Below are 20620 nucleotides of genomic sequence, written 5' to 3' on the forward strand. Positions count from 1 at the left end.
TCTTTGAGCTGAAATAACTAATTGTCTTAGTGGATTAATAATAGATCTAAGAATGAAGAAAATTATAATTCCACCTAATAATAAAGAAGCTCCTAAGTTTTAAATATTAAAATCAAAAAATATATAAATTTTTCATTATACGTATCTTCATATATTACAAATTATTTAGTATGAATTTTAATTTGCTACCGTCTATACAGAAAATGCACTAGCACTAGCACTAGCATTAGAGTATCTAACTACAGGAACCAATATATATTTTGGAGAATAAGGCAATATATCACGTCTAAAAACTAATTTCGTCTTATCGCGGATTCTTACCGCCCACGCTCGTTCTTCCGGTTACGTTTTGATAGAGGGGCAATGTTCATTGATCAATAGTTTGTTATGACGTTTAGGTATTTATTTACATTAGGCGTATAGAACTAATATGTTTAAAAAATTATCAGTATTTCTTATTGGCACTCTACTATTATTCAGTTGAACAGCTTGTGATAGCATTAAATCAATGGCAAGTAATGTTACAGTTAGTAAAAATTTAAAGGTGCAGGATTAGAAGCAGAAGAGCCTACTGATCTACCACAAAAAGAGTTTGGTAATACTAGAAAAGATGCGAAACGTATTCTGGTACCTGCTTTAGGAGAAGATAGCGGCGGTAGATTATTCGAATTTAAAAACAAAGAAGATCTTGAACAGGCTAAAAAGTACTATGACGATTTAGGAAATGGAAATCAAATGATCTTCTCTCATACCTACTCACTGGACTGTGGCACTTCATGTTCCTTGAGGAAGGAGTCTTCTTGGCTAAAATGATAAAAAACATCTAATTCTATTTGAATTAGATGCTTACATTTAGTCCTTAATCCTAACATTTTAAACTATTTATGCGCCTGTAAATCTTTTTTTATTACATCCCAAAGTGAATTATCTTGACGTATCGGTTTACCCTCTTCGTCCCATTTTATTTTTCCTGTTCCTAATTCATAATTCATTCCCGTCCATGTGTCTTCACGGAATGCATAGAATGATTTATGCCAACCTTTTTGGTTGAAGATAGAAATAAGATCTTGCATGTATTGGGTTGCACCTGGGACAGTACGGTTAATTCCAAATTCCTCTGCAATAATTCGATTAGATGGTACATGATTTTTCTTAGACCATTGTTGAATTGGCTTTAAAAATTTCTCTAATCCCTGCTTATTCCACATTACAGGTTTCTCTAAATCTCCTACTTTTACAAATCCCGGATATTGAAGTTCCTTGTTTTGTTTTTCACCTTGGCTCGTTAATTCATACGGCTCATACATATGAAATGCATAAAGTGTTTTTTTATCCTTTACTGGTTTTAAATATTTAAAGGCCCATGGAGTAGCATATAAACCTGCATCTAAAATAATCGGTGTTTCTTGGTCCACTTCACGAATGGAATTAATGACCTTTTGATTAAATCTATTTAAATCCGCTGTCGTTCCTTTCACTTTTTCATACCATTTCTCGTAATCTTCCGTCCAAAAATCATTATATCTATTATTTTTAGCTGTTTCTGGATGCGGTTCATTTATAATATTGTAACCAACCACTGCAGGGTGATCTTTTAGTTCAAGAGCAAGGTCCTTCCAAAACTCACTTGCTTGTTCTTGATACTTCTCTTCTTCCCATATTCTGTCGTCATTCTTGTTATTATTAAATTGACGCCATCGATCACCAGGTAAAGATAACATTGTAAGAACAACTTTCATTCCTTGCGATTGTGCGGCATCTAAATCCGCTTTTAATTTTTCTAGATCCTCCTTTACTAATCCCTGATAGTTATCTGCATTACCTATCAGAAAATCCTTTCCAGAAGTATCTGGTTTATCCTCAAATAAAAAATCTTTATCTTTTGCCCATTTATCAGGTGCTAAACGAACATATTCAATATTAGCTTCCTTTGCACTTTTATAGTTTTCAGGTAATGAAGTGCTATTCATAAAATTAGTACCTTTTCTTTTTGAATCCCAAAAATGAATTTTGGAATCGCTCTTTTGATAAGTATCAGCTTTCACATTCATTTCCTGTACTCCAAAACTTATGATGCCTAATAGTGCAACGATTGGCAAAACTTTTTTCACAGTTTTTCCTTCTTTCTATATATATTTTACACACATAACATACCTTTGTTTTGTTACAGGAATATGGCAATTTCCCAAAAATACCTTTTAAGTTTATAAAGTGAAAGTTCATTCACATATAAAAAAGACAGAGATATTTAGAATGTTGCTTCGTTTTCTAAAAAATAAAAAAGGAACCCTTTACGGATTCCTTTTTGCCTTGCACTCTTTTTCAAATAGTGCATTTTTGCACCTATTTTTAGTATACCTTATAATTCCTATAAAATAAATAAGATTAAACGAAATTTGCTACTATATTTTCATAAAAGGATTCGAGTCAGAAAACTAATACAAGTAAGTTCACTTGCGAAAAATTTATGTTCTTTCACAAGTAATAAAACGTCATACTTTCTTAGGATTCTACAGATAGAATAGAGTATTATAAAGAACCTGAAAAAGACATCCTTCCTTATATTGAAAAACATAATTTAGGTGCTGTGATTAGAGGTCCACTTAAGATGGGGATTTTAACTGGGAAATTTAATCATGAAACTCAATTTCCAGACGACGATTTAAGAAAAGATTGGCCAAAAGAAAATTGGTTTAAAGATAGCTTAAACAAAGTAGAGAAATTAGGTTCACTTGTACGATCAAATCGAAGTCTAGCGCAAATCGCCTTACGTTATGTTTTAAGCCACCCAGCCGTTTCAGTTGCGATTCCTGGTGCAAAAAATTCTACTCAGGTTGAAGAAAATTCTTTACACTTAACTCGTCCATTATTATTAAATAATGAAATTGAATTCATTAAAAAACTTTGATCCAATAATTATTCTTCCATAAAAATTCAAGCTAATTTTACTATCAAATCCATACCACTACTTCTTCTCCACTAGAACATATCTTTAACACTTCCACCTTATTTTTTTATCTTTTCCTAACAATATCTACAGTCTATAAGGTAGTTGAACACTTTTATTCAACTACCTTATAATACGTTCTACATTATATTAAAATATCTACTACACTAGTTCAATACATGTTAGGACAACATATAAATTAAATAAACAATTAATTCAGATATATTTTTAGAAACTTCATTATCTCACAATTACTTTTTTAAAAATAAATCAAAAAATTTTTCTTTACTTTAAATTCCATAGTTCATATAATTTTCTATGGAATTACATTTTTTTCTAAATAGCTCCTCATTTCTAAGGATTCAAAAGGGCAATTACAAATTATTATACCCTTATGTTTAACCAAGTAAAATAAAAATCCAGTTTTTTACAAGGAGAAGTGACTGCATGCAAGATATTTTAAAACTATTTCCGAGCGTTGACGGAAATGAAGAAAAACAACAACTTTTATTAGAATCTATGCAGAAAATAATTAAAAATCTTGACCAATTAAAAAATGAAGAGCGAGCTACTTTAGGTAAATGTGAGGAAAAATCAGAAGGATACTACAATGGCTTAATTCACCAAAGTCATATACCACTAGCTGGAATCACTATGTCTGAGGTTATAGAAGAGCTAAACCAATTTATGAATGGCCATCCTTATCCAAATAAATACTACTTGTCTAACGCTGTACCACTACCAAGTATTCCATCACTATTGGGTATACTAACCATGGCACTTTTAAATGGTAATGGCGTTTGGGATGTCTATGGCCCAGGGGCAGCTGAAGCAGAGGTAAAAGTTGTATCCATGCTTTCAAAACTGATTGGTTATAATCCACATAATAGCGGTGGTTATACAACATGGGGTGGACAAGGTTGTGTATTTTCGAGCTTACGTTTAGCAATTTCAAAACAATTCCCATTAGCAAAAGAACATGGCGCTCCACAAAATGTATATTGCTTTGCTTCTGAAAATGCACATTATAGTTTATTAAAGTCAGCTGAAGCAACTGGCATTGGGTCAAATCACTTAATAAAAGTGAAGACTGATCCTTATACAAATTCTATGGATATAGAAGATTTAGAGGCTAAAATGATACAAGTTATTAAAAATGGCGGTATCCCTCTTTATATTCTAGCTACTATGGGTTCAACAGATACATTTACTATTGATGATATAAGAAAAATTAAAGAGAGCGCTGAAACAATACAGAAAAAATATAAATTAAAACCTATTTATATCCATGCTGATTCTGCAATGGGCGGATTCTATAGTTTCTTTAATAATTATAGTTTCGAAGAAAATCCACTTTCATTTGAACCTAGCTTAAAAAATGCTTTACAATACGTACAAGATAAAATGCAATACATGGCACTTGCTGATAGTGTATGTTTTGATTTTCATAAATTAGGACAAACACCTTATGCTTCAAGTATTTTAATCGTAAAAAATCATACTGATTTACAACTGATGGACATTGAACAAGATGATACACCTTATCTTGGTAATAGATCATATGGGAGTTATCATACAGGCTATACTTTAGAATGTTCACGAGCTGGTAGTGCTATTCCGATGTATATCAATCTATTAGCCTTTGGAATTGAAGGATATCAAAAATTATTAGCAAATTATGTTCGTGTAAATCTATTATTTAGAGAGAAGTTGCGTGAGGCTCTACCTCAATTCGCAATCACAAATGATTTTACATATGGACCAATTACAACCTTCCGTTTCTATATGAATGGAGATGGCCAAGAAAATTGGGAAAAAGAACGAATAGGTCTTGCAACAAAAGAAGAGATTGAGGATACAAACCGATTAAATATAGAACTATTCAATTATCTAGGAAAAAATCGCGATCAAGTATTTTTTGGTGATACAACTCGTTCTTGTGTAGTAGATGTATTAAACAGTAGTGATAGAAATCCGATTTCCACATTAAAATTCTTTTCTATCTCTCCATATACAACAGTTGAATGTTTAGATGATATCGTATCATTTCTTTATAAACATATTTCGATTGCCACTAAACAAATTTATTCATATGTTTAATAACCATTTTTGTTAGCGCTTTAATAGTTAAACTTAACTAAATTAAATAAAATTTTTAATCCTTTTAATTACTATTCACTATATCAGGAAAGAGGAAAAACATATGAATATAGAACTACTTGATACACACCACGTGAAAGATGCAGCACATTTACTTGCACATTCTTTTGTGAATAATGAACCTCTTGTAAGCAGTTTACAAATTCCTTTTGCTCCTTTTCACAAAATGTGCGAAGAAATGATGAAACAAGCTGTATCTCAAGCTATGTCATTTGTAGCAATAGAAAATTTTCAAATTGTTGGAGTTCTTTTAACAAAAAAAGTAACCCAGCCACTAATAGATACAGATAAAGCGACTGAACTATGCCCACAAATGGAACCTATTTTTCAACTTTTAGATACATTAGAGACAGAATCTATTGAGTTTTCTCATTTAGATACAGAAAAATTGGTCTATCTAGATATGGGCGCTTGTCATCCAGATTGGATGGGAAGTGGGATAGTCACCAGCCTTATTTCACATGCCATTCAAGAAATAAGTAAAAAAGATTTTGATTTTATTGCTGCTTGTACAAATAAAATCTCTCAAAAAATCCTTAAAAAAATGTTTACGACCTTTGAAATGAATGAAATAGTGTATAGTAATTTTCCTTATAAGGAAGCATACCCATTTGCTAACACAACAACTTCCTTAGCAGCTCAATTACTATATATACCTCAATCCCAATTCGTCATCAAGGCCATATAAATTTGTGAAGAAGACTAGCTGTACTTTTGTGCAGCTACTTTTTTATATAGAGTAAATTAGCAATAGATATTCTTACATAAGTGACACCTTTCATACTTTAACTTCTTCGAATTCAATAGCCACTTTCTCAGCATGCCTTATTTCTCTGCTTAACCTACCTAAAGATCCCCTTCTATTTATTTCAACATGTTTCATCATGTTTTAATTTCATTCGCTCCATTATTTAATCTATACAAGTAACTTAAATACTTTTACCTATTTTAATGTCTAATCTTTTATTTTTTAAGTAATAATTGATACACATCTTCCCACTCTTAAATACTTTAAAATTTATTATCTAATAACCCCTTAACAATCCCTGTAATTCTTACAATTCTCTTTCATTTTGTTTATCTATTCATTCATCCCCCATGTCCTATATCTACCTAATCTTCCCCAAAGAATCCAATGTAAAATTCATGATAAAAGGAAACAACCGTATCATATGTAGATTATTTAAGGAAAAAGATTGAGAATTACTGGATTCCCCTTTCTTTTGATCCTTTTTAGAAGCTCTTTAAAGTCTAATTCTATTACATTCCTGCTACATAACATTACACTAATCAACATCATATTATATGGATTTTTAAAAATTATACCAGATCATTAAAGGAATCTCCTTTCCCCTATCGAATTATTGTAGAGGGAAAGGAGATGAATGCATGGAAATCCTAGGACTAGATACGCGCGCATTAGCGACTTTAGGTGCACTTGAATACACAAATCGTCGCAATAGATTAATCGAAGACTCAGATAATAACATATACGAGTGTAAAGAAATGAAAGAAATACTTCAAGCGTTCCCTAAAGAGAAGCAGATTGAGATTCTTGAGAATCAAGCTTATTTTGAAGCAGTGGCAAAGATGATTGAACAAAACAATTTAATTCTTTTAGAACAGATGAAAGCTCTACAACTAATTCAGAAATAAGAAACTTATGATTTATTAATTCTACATATGCTTCCATAAATAATGTATCTTTATCTATACCATCAGCCTCTGTTTTTACAGGGGCTTTTGTTATGCTCTTGTTCATATTTTGAATTTGAATGGTTTCTTTCACATGTACGAATAGATCTTCTAATAAACCTGGTGTAGACTCTAATTCTTGTTTTTCAATTTCCTCTGTGACAGCACTTATAAATTCCCATAGTACTTTTGCACCTAGTAGTTCTGCTAATCGTTTTTCACGCATTTCAAATGTTTTCATGTTCATGCAAATACACTCCTATTATTTATATATAATGATAAATATATTTTTTATGTAAAATTTCCTAAAACACTTTCCAAACTTACATTTCTAAAAATAACTACATAATCTTAAAAATCTAATAGTATTCAACACACTTCGTGTTGTTCTGAATCAAAAAAAATTGTTTGGACTGTAACACCATAAAAATTCGCTAATTTTATTTTTATATTATCCCGTGGAATTCTCTGACCATTTTCATACATTTGCAATGTACTAACACTGATTCCCACAGCCCTTGCCACTTCTTCTCTAGATTTTTCATTTCTTAAATTAATTAGATTTTTGGCGACTCTTTCATAATTCATGTCTTCTCCCCCTAAAACCACATTTCGTGTTGTTATTTAAAATATAAACTGCACACTTTGTGTTGTCAATAGATTCTAATTATCAACTTTTAAAAATTTTAATTATTTAACACATATTGTGTTAATATATTATCAGGTGATAGAATGAAAACGTTTGGAAATATAATTCGTGATTTAAGAAAACAAAGAGGAATTACGCAAAAAGAACTTGCTCACTCGCTTCAGTTAAGTGAAAGTACAATTGGTATGTACGAACGGAATGAACGTCAACCTGATTACAATACCTTGATACGTATAGCAGATTACTTTAATGTATCTACCGATTTTCTTCTAGGGCGAGATTTTAATGTTACAGAGGACGGAAACAAAATAGAACTAGATCAATGGCTAAAAGATATAAAATTTGCACCTTCCCAAAAGCGTGATGAACTAAAACGTTTTTGGAAATTTTTAATGCAAGAAGAAAAGTAATCAAATAAACCTCCACCTTGACAGGGTGGAGGTCTTGAGTTCGAGCCTCTCCGGGGTCATAGTTGTAGAAACCGTGTCAAATTAATGTTTGATGCGGTTTTTTCTTTTGTAAACTTGTATTCAAAAGGGGTCGTGGTCACAAGTTTGGTCACATTACCTACAAAATCTCTTCTATTTTATTCACTGCATCTTCTTGCATCGTTGGCAATACATGCGAATAAGTGTCTAATGTAATTTTGATGTTACTGTGTCCTAACCGTTCAGAAATCACTTTCACATTTACACCTTTAGCCAATAACAAAGTTGCATGTGTATGACGTAAATCATGAAAACGAATCTTTGGCACAGCTGCTTTCTTAATCAAAGCGTTTAAACTTCTTCTAACATTAGCAGGATTGATTGGCGTTCCAGAAGGAGTACACATTACCAAGTCATTGTCTTTGTATTCTTCACCTTGCCTCAGCTTCTCTTTTAATACGACTGCTCTCTGGTTCTTTAGCTTTGCTACTGTTGATACAGGTAATAGTATTTTTCTTAAACTTGATTTTTTCTTTCTTCCAAGCAAGAACGTCTTCCCATCATGGACATATTAAATCTATCTAACAAAGGCTCTGCTCTGCCTACTAGATGCCTCAGAATTCATATTAGAGAGCATCTTTACCCCTGTTTATTCGTTGAAAAAAGTTTTTATTCTCTCTGGTTTTCTTGGTACTTATTGGACATTTTAGACATTCCTCAAATTGCATCAAAAATCTCTAACCCTTGATATCAATGGTTTTTTTAAAATCTTTGACTTTACAAACAAACTTAGAAAAAATCCAACATGACTCCTAAAACTTAACAAAACAAAAAAGACAGGATTTTCATCTCCTGCCTTTGTCAGTTAGTTAGAGTCTGAACCTCTAACCTCAATGTACTTTTGAAGATTTTCAATGTTCTCTTTCTGTACCTTGACTATGTATTCCATCCCTGATAATTGTTCCTCATTGAGTAGTTGACCTTTTTTGTTCTTCTTTGTTTCTAATATTATTTCAGCAGACAACAACTCAGCTTGACTATATTTCAATGCTAATTCAGGAGTGTCTAATTTCAATGCTTTCATTAAAGCCTCTACTTTTAGTCCATTGAAATAATTTTCATCTATTGGCTTTCCATCAATTGGTGACATACTTTCACCTCCCTATTTTTTAATAGACTAAATTGTAGCATATTTTTGAATTGATGTTCTATTTCATTAAACCTAAAAATTCACACTAATTAACCAAACAAAAAGGAGTTATCTACTCCTCTCTGTCTAAATCTGTATTCACTTGAATCAGCACAAGACTTGCTCCCTCAGATAGCTCAATAGCCTTTGCTTTGCTTGGTACTGGGATAGCATCATTATCCATCTCAATACCCTCTTGCATGTTTCCCCCCACATGTCAGACATCCTTGTAAATCAGGTAGGCAAAAGGAGATAAATACAGGATATGAGCTGTATGGATGGACATATGAGACTCAGGCTTCAGCCTCAAGTTATTGTTAGCTATTCTGTAGAGGATAAGAGGGGTTTATATTTCATAAAAGTTTGTTGACTCCTAGAGGCTGTAAGGGATGAAGCAGTATTATAAATAGTAAAATGCCTCACATAGATGACTTAAAACCCACAAAAAACCTCACATAGTTTTTTGGGAGATAACTGTGATATCAAACAAAAAGGAGCTTTATGCTCCTATCACACTATCTTTTACTATTCTCTTTAGCTCTTTTAATAATAAATACATCTGCCAATTCTACAGGAGGGTCTCCTGCTTTTCTATACAACACATAAGGATTAACTCTGATATTGACCTCATTTCCTACTTTAATCTTTGCAAAGACATACCACCCATTCCATTCCATTTCATAGAGCCTAACTTTTTAGAAATTTCCTCCCTAGATATATCCAACATAACAGCCAATTCATTGATAGGTAGACCTGTTACTTTTGTGATATCTCTTTTAAAAGGATCAAGGGGCAGTAAGTTATTGTCATAGTGGATATAAGGAATGATTTTATACATAAATCCAATATCAGCAGGTTTAATATTCCCCTCTACAAAAACTTCTTGTAGACTGTCCATAAATAATTTTACTGCTTGGTCAGTTTTCTTATTGTTATACTTGCTATGAACATCTTTTCTAAAACAGTAAGTATCATTGATATAAATAGCTTCATGTTTTTTTCCATACTTTGTAACACTGTCCCTAAAGATAAGGCTCAGATTTTCAAGCTTAGATAACAAAGCATCTAAAGTTCTTTTAGATTTGATCTGCAATATCTGTCCTAAATCAGACTCTGTCATAGGCTTTTTTGCTACATTAGAAAGATTGAGAATATTATCATAGTCAATGTAGACTTGCATTAGTAAAAAGCATCCTAATTCTTTGGAATTGAGCATTGGCATTACCTGTTTAATGTTCAGCATTTCAGTAAATGTGAAAGGCTTTACTGATTTTTTGAACAAAATCTCTTTTTCTTTATTTTTTCTTATTCTTTCAGCTTGTTCAGTAGTAATAATCTTACTAATATTCTCTATATAATCTCCATTTCCATCTACCACAAATAACAACTCTTTTTTCTTTAAATATTTGTTTATTTTATTCATTGTTACTATTTCTCTCTAACCAAATTATTTAGAACCTTGCTATATAAATTAATTAGAGAGCCCATGTTATCTGTAACATCTTAAACAAAAAAGAGAGGCACCTACCTCTCTTTTAAATTTACATTTTGCTTGTCATTGTTATGTAATTACCTCAACTCATTAAGATTAACTGTGTTGGTAAAGGATAAATTAGCTTAAGTGATATGCTTTCCCATTTTAACTAACCTCATCAGTATTTAACTAAATAGTGTTATCAAATGTATTCAGAAGTATTTATATGCTCCATTGAGTTAGACACTACAGAAGCATCATTTGAATCAAACAAAACTAAGTTTGTACCATTCTGATGAACAGTACTTCTAAATATTATACCTGCATACCCTTGTTCACTTATATAATTTGCAAGGGCATGGAAAGGAGCATACTCATATTTTTTTACTTCTTGCTCATTAGTATGAATTGGCTTGAAAATCTGGTCAGATGAAAACATATTAAAATAAACATTAGCCATGATGTAGCTTATCTTTTCTCTATCAAAAGATAAATTTTTCAATGCATGTTTATAGATGTAGGCTTTTAACTCTGTTTCTGATTGAGGAATACTATTGTCACCACAAATATTTATTACATTCTTGTGTTTTACTGAGTCATTTATTTTAAACTTACATATTGTAGCTACAGAATTTTCATTTGCTCTAACCTCTTTCAAAACAGTTTTTACTACATGTTTTTTAATAATATTATCATCCTTGCCTTTGTCTTTACCTAGAATACCTGCATAAAGAAATGCTTTCCCTGGAGGGTTCATTCTGTTATTACCTCTAGCAAACTCAATCTTAGGAACCATTCTTTCATAATAATTAAGTTCAATCTCCTCTGACACTCCTCTATACATATGTTTTATGTCAGAAAGATTGACCTCAAAAAATTTACAGGTATCCTTAAAAACATTGTCAAATCTATTAAAAAATATATATTTACTTATTAACTTACCTAAATCATCATATTCAACTACACCATTATGCAAGTCCTCTTTTAAACTGACCCATTGCTCAGTTATTAGCTGAACATTACTTTCAAAATCTTTTTTAGCCACTTATCTAACCTCACTTTATATGTAACTAACAATTTAGTTTTCTTATTCCATAAAACTAAATTACTGTGATTGTCTTTCCAAAGTATAAGGACTTATTTTTCATATCAATTGTAAAATCATTTATCACCTTTGATTGAAATAATATCCCTTGTATCAATAATGGTACTAAAAACTTTTTCTTGCTTCCTAAATAATCCCTTTGTTGGAAATAGAGCTATCTCATATGAGCAGCCCATATCATAATAAAGGTCAGGAAAGAATTGCTGCTCTACTTCCTCATGAATTTCTCTGTAAGAAAATAATTTATTTATACAGTCATAGTCATACAACAAATAAGATAAATCCTCTATAATATCTTTGCGTTTCTGTAAAACAAAATAAATCCATTATTTAACAAACTGTTCAAAAGGACTTTCTTTATACAAGTTGTTAATAGTTTTATGTCTTAGCTTTTCAGCCTCTTTACTTTCTTCACTTCCCTATTTCCCTGTATGTGTCTGCTGAATCTTCAATCATTATACTTATCCTCTAAAGCTATGTCATTCAATTTACTGTATTTTTTCAAAATGAAATTGTTTCTTGTAAAGCATATCCAAGAAACGATTTAGATTTGATTCTAACGACACTACAATAATTAGAGGAAAGGTCCTTAACCACTAAGCCCCTCTTACATTCAGGCCAAGGGTTTCAGTACACATCAAAACCCTACGCAAAACAGTTAAAAACATTAGTATTTGTCAGTAGTTATTGTAGAAGTTGAAGCTGTTTTAATATTGCCTGTATTGAATCATTCTTCTCACATTTAAAAACAGAGAAGATGTATTTAGTGCACCCCAAAAGATATGAAAAGGCCTATCAAACAATTCAGTAATATTTTCAATTCTATAATACTGAAAGGTTCCAAGAAAAACTTCACGGCCTCCCCCGATAGAATACCGAGAAAAAGCCGTAGCATAATACTCTTTTTTTACCTGTCTACTTGACAAAGAAATAGCCATCACGACATCTCTTATTAAATAAGCTTATCATCTTTAAACAGCTTGTTTAAAGATGATAAACTCCATATAGAAATAATAAAGTTGCTAATCATACAAACACAAATGCAAAATAATTCGAACATGTAAATGTGTTGGATCAGGTTTAAATTTATTTAATTTAATAACTGAATATCATAAATATACACCATATTATTTAAAATTATATTTAATATACCTGTACTTTAGAAATATTTCTCAAGTATTCTATTGAAATTGTTTAATGCCAATTCTATATCTTTTTTATAGGGTGTTTTACCACTATCGTGTGATAGTGTATTTAATGTAATTACAAAATCTTTAGGAACTACAAAGTTAACCTTAGCTAATTTTTTTGTTAAATCGCCTAGTTGTACGTGACCATAATTATTTAATAAATCTTTATATATTGGTTCTAGATTATCAAAATTTTCATTTCCATAATGGGTATTCTTTAATATAAAATATTTTAAAATCCTTTCAGTTTCCGTACGAATTTCATTACCAAGATTTTTTATTTTTCTTTCATCTTGATAATCAACTAAAGTATTAATTTCTTTATACCAATTCGATAAAAGCAATCTAAATTCATCTAATGTTACTAAGTGCATAATTCTCTGTGTTGTAGATTCATGTAGTGGATTGTTTTTCTCTTGAATTAACAGAGCGCTTATCGGAAAGGGTATTAGCTGACAACTATGATTATAATTATTTGAGTCTTTAAATATGTATTCTATGTAATGAGAATCTTCAACTTCTATGATATTACATTTATTAATTCTATAATTTTTTGTTATTTCTTTAATTAGTTCTTTCTTTGAAAAATAGCGGCAGTTAATTACGACATATAAATTGTTCTCATCTTCTAAAAATATTAATGATTTTATATCTAAAGCTTGATAAATAAAAATATTATTACCGAAGATAGCAATGTCCATTGCTTTATTCTCATCTAAATCTACACCCTGTTTTACATACTCTTCAAAGTTCTTCCAATACAGATAAAAGTATTTTCCTACTTTTTTTACAGAATGGAGGTTATCTGCATATCCACCACTATAATAATCTGTGTTTAGCCTTCCTTCAGTAGCTATAATAATGTCCTCTAAGAATTTTAAAATTAGTTCTGGTTGATTTAAAGTTTTAGGCGAATCGTATCTTTCCCAAACTTCATATAAATTCGACTTTTCAGACTGTGAATTCATTTTCAATATCCCCTTGTTTTTTACTATTCTAGCTATTTTTAATTATTTCATACTTTTAAACATAAGCAACTAATAAAATAAATGTGACACTTACAAAGAAATTACATTAGTTTTATCATTTTTCAACAACAGTTTTAGCAATGAACACCGTTTGTTTTAACTATTTAGGTATTTTCCTTGTATCTGTTTTTGGCTTCACTATTATCTTAGCTTTAGATGTCTCTTTTACATCAATTGTAAAATAAACCTCTAACTTGTTAATATTAAGATAGTAACCATTTACGCTTTTCTCTTTACTACCTTCTTTATACAATTTACTAACAAGTATTAAACCTATTTCTTCTAATGCTTGAGATAGGCGAATAAGCGTATACTTATTCCCCTTGTTTATAAAGAATGCTCATATTTTTGGACGATACCAATGCATAAATTACCATGCTATAATTATAAAATACAATTAATAAAAAGGGGAGTTTCTTTTTGACTGTAAGCTTAGATGAAATAAAAGAGTTAAACAACGAGCTAAAAAATTTAAAAACTGAAGAAGTATATAAATTCTTAAATACTATTTCATTAAATGGGATCTCTAAAGAAAGAGAGTCACAAAATACCCATATTCCCAATTTAAATAAAGCTTTTAAAGAAGAAGACTTAGTCTTAGTTCTTGGGGCAGGTGTTTCTGTACCTTATAACCTTCCAAGTTGGGAAAACTTATTACAAAAATTATTATTTGAAACTTTCAATGCTTCTAACAACAATGAAGATACTTCTTCTATTTTATCCAAATTATTCCCAAAGTTATTTCCAAGTAGCCCTATCATTTCTGCAAGGTTTCTTGAGAATTATTTTAAGAAGCATAAAAATGGGAAAACATTTGAAGAAATGATCAAAGATGCATTATATGAAAACATAAAAAGAAACGAAGACTCACCAATACTAAAAGAAATACTTCAATATTGTATAGCTCCGGGAAAAAGCCCTAATTTAGATAGTATTATTACCTATAATTATGATGATATTCTTGAAGTCGTTTTAACCAACAGTAATGTAGATATACCCTTTAAATCGGTTTATACCCTAGGAATGAATCCAAATAATGGTGAATTGCCAATATACCATGTTCATGGTTATTTACCAGAGAAACAAAAGATAGAGCAAAATTATTCAGTAACTTTAAGTGAGAATTTATATCACAAACAGTATAATGACATTTATAGTTGGAATAACATGGTGCAAATTAATAAATTCAGGGAAAAAACCTGTCTTCTTATTGGTCTCTCATTGACAGATCCTAATATTAGGAGATTATTAGATATTGCAATGTTACAAAAAGGAAATCAACCAAAATATCACTACTTATTCAAGAAAAGGTACGATGTAAATACCTTAGGAAGAGGTCTAGAATTAATATTAAACAATAATGAACCCTTATTAGATGAAAAAGCAAGAGCTAATATGAGACTCGATGAAACAGCTAAACATCTTTTAGAAAAGATGGAAGAGTTTGAAGAAATAGATGCAGATTCATTCGGTATTAAAATTATTTGGATAAATGATTTTGATGAAATTGCTGACTACTTGAATAAAATACGAACTTTATAATATCTGTAATTCCATTCAAATTATAATAAAAACGCCACCAATTTAATTTCATGTGAATGGGTGGCGTTTTTATTGCAATTAAATTTCACTATTATAATGACAAACGAATTAAAAATGCCTAATACAACGACCAATCGACTTTATAGAGTCATTACAATATCGGTTATCACTACTCTTATATAAGTTAGATTTCCATTTAATTTTCTAATATTTTACCTATTTTCTTCCAACATAATGTAAAATCAAAATGATACTAAAAAGGAGGACATTATATGGATAAAACTACATTAATTTATCAAATACCTATTGAAGAAAAGGAGGTAAAGAGATTTTATTATCTAAATAAAATTGCTAATAATGTCAGTAAGATAAAATGGGTACTCGCTTTTATTACATTATTACTTGTCACATATTCATACAATGTGAACATCTCATTTCATCAAACAAACTTTGTTATTACAGATTATTTAATAGTATCACTGTTTTTCGGATGGATACTTAGCGTATTAAGTTCTTTTTTTAACCACTTTTTTGCATTTCTCTTGGTAAATAGAAGTTATAAATTCATTCAAAATCCTAAGTTAGAGCAAAAAAAATTGTTACTTATTTTAGCTGATAGATTGCTTTTCACTTTCTATCACAAACATTTTGTATACTCTCCTGATTATCATTTTGCATCATATTTTAAAAGTAGAATAAAGGAGTTCCATAAAAACCAATCCAGTAAGTTCCATAAGTGTGAAGAGCATACTTACATTAGTAAAAAGGACAAACTTTGTATACATTGTTGGGATTCAATAAAAAATGCTAATAAGTTTTTTATTGAATTTTCTAATTGGATAAATTTAATATATACTTTCCTATTAGTTCTTTTAGCATTTACTTTTATATTTATTCAAAACGATATAGCAAATCTTATTTTTCTTTTCTACCTACTTTTTAGGACATTATCCCGTTCTACTGAAATCATATTTGCATTTTATAAAGACGTTGTTAGAGTAGATTTTGCACTATTTGAAGATTTATCGCAAAAAAACAAAGCAGAGAGAATTATATATATGCATAAGTGGAGATATTCTAATTTAAGAAAACCAGCTAGAATATCACTTGCAGTACATAGTTTGATAGAAATGGCTTTAACTTTTTCATTATTATACTTTTTAGTTACCAAAGTATTCTACGAACAAATGTTGCAATCACCTTCTATAGTTAACTTAATTTCCTATTCAAACCTAATGCACTATGATACTATGAAAAATCTAATTAATTTTAGTTCTAATTTCTATAATTATTTTCTTTATGGTGTTTCTATGTCTTTTTTTAACTTCTCATATACAAACTATAACCTTTGGATTTGGAATTTATTACATGTATGGCAAGTTATTGTGAGCATAGTTCTAATAATACTTTCTGTAGCATCTTATTTAGGACTAGAAGATAACATGGAAAAGAGAGATAAAGAATTTTTCAAACAACTTGAAATACAAGAGGACATATCTAAATAATTTATTTTCCTAAAACACTTTTGATAGATTAATACAGATCTTATTTCCTCAGGTTTGTATTAATCCTGTCTTTAAATACTATGACTATTTAGTTAGATACATACTGTCTCTTGTATCCTTTACATTACATGTGAGTAAGCGTCTTATTTGAATCTAATCTTACTAAAGCCTAAGAATTCAATTAATAATCAAATGTCCTTTTTCTAAATTCACTTCTTTCCATTACAGCTCTAGCAACTCACCTTGATGTATTCTATATATTAGGGCCAAATAAAATTTAATAGAATATCTACTATCCTGTAGTAAACCTTATAAACACACCTGTACCTCTTATTCCAAAGATTTAGCCCTTCTTTATCACCTTTAGATGACTTGCTTTTGGCAGCACCTTTTACTAGTAAAGTCTAGGTCCATTGCATGTTTAAGTGGATTCTAAATAATTTTGATTATCTTCTCCATTTTTACTACTTTAGACCTTTATCTCGGAGTAATTTAACATAGTATTGCATACGTAACAATATTAAACCTTGCTAGTTGGATATTATTTGAAAAGGGATGGTAGGTAAATACCCTCTCAACCCCTTAACTGTATTTATAGGTATCGAATTAGCGCTCTTATAGTAATACCTATAAAAAGGGGGAATTGGTTCTACATACGATCCACAGTAACATTATTTATCCTTCTATTTTTTGATGCTACTCCTCTTTGCTAAGAATCTCATTACAATCCTTAATTTTACAGACTATTAAATTCTATATCTTTATCATATTTTCTAATCTAAGTATTATGGACTCAAAATTTTAAACATAATTATATCCATTTAAATTACCTTAATCTTCACCGCTTCCTTAAATTCCCCACTAATTTTTTCTAGACAACACTCTTTTTTTATAAAACTTAAAATACTTTTATTAAACAAATGACGAATAGGATAAAAAATTGAATACTAAAAATTCTAAAAAAAATCTCACTTTACACTATTTTTCTGCAAAGTGAGATTTTTCTAAGGAAGTTGTCTATCCTCCCTCAAACTAATAACTTGATTTTTCAATTCTTCAATGTTAGGTTCAAAAGCATTATAATCTGGTCCAAATTCCAGGCATTTAACATTATATGTTTCTTCCCAATGTTTAATTTTATGCTCAGAAGTTCCTTCTTTTAATACTATGTAATGAGGGGCAGCCGGACTCGATGTATTACGACAAGAATGTAGTATTAAATTAATATCCGGATCACTTAAACTATATCCTAAGAACAATACTGTATTGGTTTTAAAAAGGGACCCTAACAATTCATAAAATTCCGGAAATTTTTCTTGACTATCATAATACTGCTTAGAGGTAAAAATTATTTCATCTGTATCATCAATAGTTCCATGCGCTTTAACAATTAAATTCTCTGGTGACTTAATATTTGTAATTATAGATCTTGTTTTTTGATAATCATACTTTACATAATGATTTTCATTACATAAATTATCATATATCTTATCAAAATTTGTAGTAATGACTATCTTGCTATCTATTTCTTTAATATGGCTATGTACTTGTGAAGCCATATAATTACCTCTTCCAAAATTCCTTTTCAAAAAATTTGCATATTCACCAGGGTCACTTAAATCATAGATTGCTTGTAATGCTAACAAATAATTCTCCTGGGTTAACATATCCTTAACAAACTTTCTATCCTTCCTACTAGGATTTCTCATTAAAGTCTGTATCGCCTCTATAAATTCCCCCCATGTTTTAGGAGACTCACCGTCTTCATTAACAGCTGTTGCAGATACACCTGAACCCAAGAAAATAATACATCTGCGATATGCAATTTCCTCAATTAATTTTTCTGGCCACATAATATCCGTTTTAGTCGCCATTTAAATCACCTAAATTCTTTAATAAATTTGTAGCAATTTCATCTAAATATTTTGTGTATTCCTCTACACTACTACTTTGATTTCCTCTTAATCCTGACTGATAATCTAAATCAAAAATCGGACAATTCGCAGTTTGAGATAGTGGCACTATACTATAGACGTATGGTACATCTCCAATTTTCATATTTTCTCTCTTAACAGACTCAGGAAGTAAGTTTCCTAGGCTATTATAAATTTTATCATCCATTTTGCTAATTACATTTTCGTATGCCTGTACTGGTCGTACTTTTCCTTTAAACTTCCTTTTAGAATACTGTTGAACAGAGTAGCCAATAAATTTTGTAGTATCATTAATACTTAAATTAACCGCGTATTTTTGCGCGAATTCTTTTATTGAATCTGCACCATATCCGCTCATAAATGTAGATATTGCGGTCTCATAATCTGATCTCCAGCGCTTAATCCAACTCTCAATATTCCCTACACCTATTACACTAAAAATATCAGAGCCCATTGGTGCTAAAAAGTAATCGGTATTTAATAATATACTTCTATTCAAAGCTCCCAATGATGGGCCTACATCAATAAAAATATAGTCGTAATCTGAAAACATTCCTCTCAATTGATTTAACCAATTAACAATCCTTAAGTCCCCTTTTTCTTTCGCAAACATATTATTCCAACTTCTACTTAATTTATCATCAATAATAGATAAATTAGGATGTCCAGGGATCATATCAAGATTATATTTATTTTCCTGAGATTTAATTGGTATTTCAATATTTTCTAAGGAAATATTCCCCTCATCCATATCTCCAAAATAACTCATGATAGTAGCTCTAGTTGCGGTCTCCGAATAAAAATCTTCCCAGTCTTCTTCTGGTACAATTAATTGAGTTGAATTGGATTGTGGGTCTAAATCAACTAATAAAACATTTTTGTTAAAATGTTTTTTTAAATAACTAGCTAAATTTACAACAGTAGTTGTTTTTCCCACGCCGCCTTTATTATTAAAAAAAGTTAATATCTTCATTTTTCCACCCCTTAAAATTATTATTAAATGTTAAAAATAAAATCCTGCTTATTGTAAAATATATACCAACACAAATAAATTACTTTAGCATTATTCTACTTACTCTTATTTCACTAATTGTTAATAATACGAATAGTAGTATTTTTGATAAGAACCTGCATAACAAATTTGAATGGTATTTCTACTATTTAATGCTAAGTTAAATTTTATATCAATTGTATCGGTTAGTATTAAAACTTAGCCACTAAACAAATTATTTACAAGGAATAAGATCTATTATCCTCTTAAACTTCAAATATTTGCAGATCTAACTGTTCCCCGCTTGCTAAGCTCTTTGGACAATACAAGTTATGAATTAAATGTGCAGAAATTTATCCTGCCAACCGTGTTATTTCTATCATTACTAAAAAAACATACGGAGCTGCTCATATTTTGGAGTTACTATAAGATTGTAAAAATTAATAGTAGTAAATCAATATGTTAATCTATTCTTAAACAACTTTTTGTTTGTTTATCATAAGTTATATATGTATTAAAAATCTAAAATATAAATTCCAACCATTGATAAGAATACTTTTTAATATATTGAGATTTAACGATTACAAGTTATTCACCTACAATCTCCTATAGGAGATTCGTAGCTATAATTATCCCTATAAAGTTCTGGATACGAAAGCCCAGTAAATTCCTCATAAATCTACCTTTAGCTCTTCATATCCTTTAAATTGACTTTCAATTTATTGCCCCTCATGATTTAAGCACAAATCAATTTGTACATGCATTGTATATATCCTAATTAAA

The 20620-nt window shown here is 30.1% G+C and carries 15 protein-coding genes and 4 pseudogenes; 9 read left to right on the top strand and 10 right to left on the bottom strand.

From position 1 onward, the window contains the following. Positions 1 to 430 precede the first annotated feature (430 nt). Positions 431 to 759 (top strand): annotated as a pseudogene (locus ABH959_RS25540) (stress protein); the annotation flags it as partial. 119 nt (positions 760 to 878) lie between these two features. Here the strand turns inward: ABH959_RS25540 and ABH959_RS25545 are convergent. Beyond that, a complete protein-coding gene (locus ABH959_RS25545) occupies positions 879 to 2111 on the bottom strand; it encodes a glycoside hydrolase family 5 protein (RefSeq protein WP_404446540.1) in 1233 nt (410 codons plus the stop codon). A 422-nt stretch (positions 2112 to 2533) separates the two neighbouring features. On the opposite strand from ABH959_RS25545, the pseudogene ABH959_RS25550 reads away from it, so the two are divergent. The 4 genes and pseudogenes from ABH959_RS25550 to ABH959_RS25565 all read left to right on the top strand — a co-directional run. Then, positions 2534 to 2908 (top strand): annotated as a pseudogene (locus ABH959_RS25550) (aldo/keto reductase); the annotation flags it as partial. Between the two features lie 486 nt (positions 2909 to 3394). After that, positions 3395 to 5047, top strand: a complete 1653-nt coding sequence (locus ABH959_RS25555) for a pyridoxal phosphate-dependent decarboxylase family protein (RefSeq protein ID WP_404493344.1) — start codon at positions 3395 to 3397, stop codon at positions 5045 to 5047. A 103-nt stretch (positions 5048 to 5150) separates the two neighbouring features. Further along, complete coding sequence (locus ABH959_RS25560; protein ID WP_404493345.1) at positions 5151 to 5795, top strand: hypothetical protein; 645 nt, start codon at positions 5151 to 5153, stop codon at positions 5793 to 5795. 701 nt (positions 5796 to 6496) lie between these two features. After that, positions 6497 to 6763, top strand: coding sequence for a hypothetical protein (locus ABH959_RS25565; protein WP_215553188.1), 267 nt, complete (start codon positions 6497 to 6499; stop codon positions 6761 to 6763). 408 nt (positions 6764 to 7171) lie between these two features. Here the strand turns inward: ABH959_RS25565 and ABH959_RS25570 are convergent, their stop codons facing one another. Then, complete coding sequence (locus ABH959_RS25570) at positions 7172 to 7390, bottom strand: helix-turn-helix transcriptional regulator (RefSeq protein WP_001105582.1); 219 nt, start codon at positions 7388 to 7390, stop codon at positions 7172 to 7174. 144 nt (positions 7391 to 7534) lie between these two features. Here ABH959_RS25570 and ABH959_RS25575 point away from each other — a divergent pair, with 144 nt between their 5' ends. Further along, positions 7535 to 7861: a helix-turn-helix domain-containing protein gene (locus ABH959_RS25575; protein ID WP_046955356.1), complete on the top strand. Its 327-nt coding sequence runs from the start codon at positions 7535 to 7537 to the stop codon at positions 7859 to 7861. A gap of 157 nt (positions 7862 to 8018) precedes the next feature. On the opposite strand, the pseudogene ABH959_RS25580 reads toward ABH959_RS25575, so the two are convergent. The 5 genes and pseudogenes from ABH959_RS25580 to ABH959_RS25600 all read right to left on the bottom strand — a co-directional run. After that, positions 8019 to 8444, bottom strand: a pseudogene (locus tag ABH959_RS25580) (tyrosine-type recombinase/integrase); the annotation flags it as partial. 300 nt (positions 8445 to 8744) lie between these two features. After that, the gene (locus ABH959_RS25585; protein WP_404493346.1) at positions 8745 to 9029 is read right to left on the bottom strand and encodes a hypothetical protein; all 285 of its coding nucleotides are present in this window, start codon (positions 9027 to 9029) and stop codon (positions 8745 to 8747) included. 112 nt (positions 9030 to 9141) lie between these two features. Then, positions 9142 to 9282, bottom strand: coding sequence for a hypothetical protein (locus ABH959_RS25590; protein WP_404493347.1), 141 nt, complete (start codon positions 9280 to 9282; stop codon positions 9142 to 9144). Between the two features lie 420 nt (positions 9283 to 9702). Beyond that, a complete protein-coding gene (locus ABH959_RS25595; RefSeq protein WP_404493348.1) occupies positions 9703 to 10491 on the bottom strand; it encodes a hypothetical protein in 789 nt (262 codons plus the stop codon). 253 nt (positions 10492 to 10744) lie between these two features. Next, positions 10745 to 11587 (bottom strand): RES family NAD+ phosphorylase, encoded by an 843-nt coding sequence (locus ABH959_RS25600; RefSeq protein WP_404493349.1) that lies wholly within the window; start codon positions 11585 to 11587, stop codon positions 10745 to 10747. 562 nt (positions 11588 to 12149) lie between these two features. Here ABH959_RS25600 and ABH959_RS25605 point away from each other — a divergent pair. Continuing rightward, positions 12150 to 12544: pseudogene (locus ABH959_RS25605) on the top strand (transposase); the annotation flags it as partial. A 262-nt stretch (positions 12545 to 12806) separates the two neighbouring features. On the opposite strand, the gene ABH959_RS25610 reads toward ABH959_RS25605, so the two are convergent. Next, positions 12807 to 13805 (bottom strand): hypothetical protein, encoded by a 999-nt coding sequence (locus ABH959_RS25610; RefSeq protein ID WP_404493350.1) that lies wholly within the window; start codon positions 13803 to 13805, stop codon positions 12807 to 12809. Positions 13806 to 14285: 480 nt separating this feature from the next. On the opposite strand from ABH959_RS25610, the gene ABH959_RS25615 reads away from it, so the two are divergent. Together ABH959_RS25615 and ABH959_RS25620 are read left to right on the top strand one after the other, a co-directional pair. Further along, on the top strand, positions 14286 to 15407 hold the full coding sequence (locus ABH959_RS25615) for an SIR2 family protein (protein ID WP_109140568.1): 1122 nt from the start codon (positions 14286 to 14288) through the stop codon (positions 15405 to 15407). A 272-nt stretch (positions 15408 to 15679) separates the two neighbouring features. Next, entirely contained in the window at positions 15680 to 16912 is a 1233-nt protein-coding gene (locus ABH959_RS25620; RefSeq protein ID WP_404493351.1) for a hypothetical protein, read from the top strand. A gap of 1004 nt (positions 16913 to 17916) precedes the next feature. Here the strand turns inward: ABH959_RS25620 and ABH959_RS25625 are convergent. Beyond that, positions 17917 to 18786, bottom strand: a complete 870-nt coding sequence (locus ABH959_RS25625) for an SIR2 family NAD-dependent protein deacylase (RefSeq protein ID WP_046955367.1) — start codon at positions 18784 to 18786, stop codon at positions 17917 to 17919. Then, the gene (locus ABH959_RS25630) at positions 18776 to 19819 is read right to left on the bottom strand and encodes a ParA family protein (RefSeq protein WP_404493353.1); all 1044 of its coding nucleotides are present in this window, start codon (positions 19817 to 19819) and stop codon (positions 18776 to 18778) included. Before ABH959_RS25630 ends, ABH959_RS25625 begins: the two co-directional genes overlap by 11 nt. Positions 19820 to 20620 lie beyond the last annotated feature (801 nt).

Source organism: Bacillus sp. RC51 (assembly GCF_044908115.1).
In the GTDB taxonomy this organism is placed as follows: Bacteria; Bacillota; Bacilli; order Bacillales; family Bacillaceae_G; genus Bacillus_A; species Bacillus_A mycoides.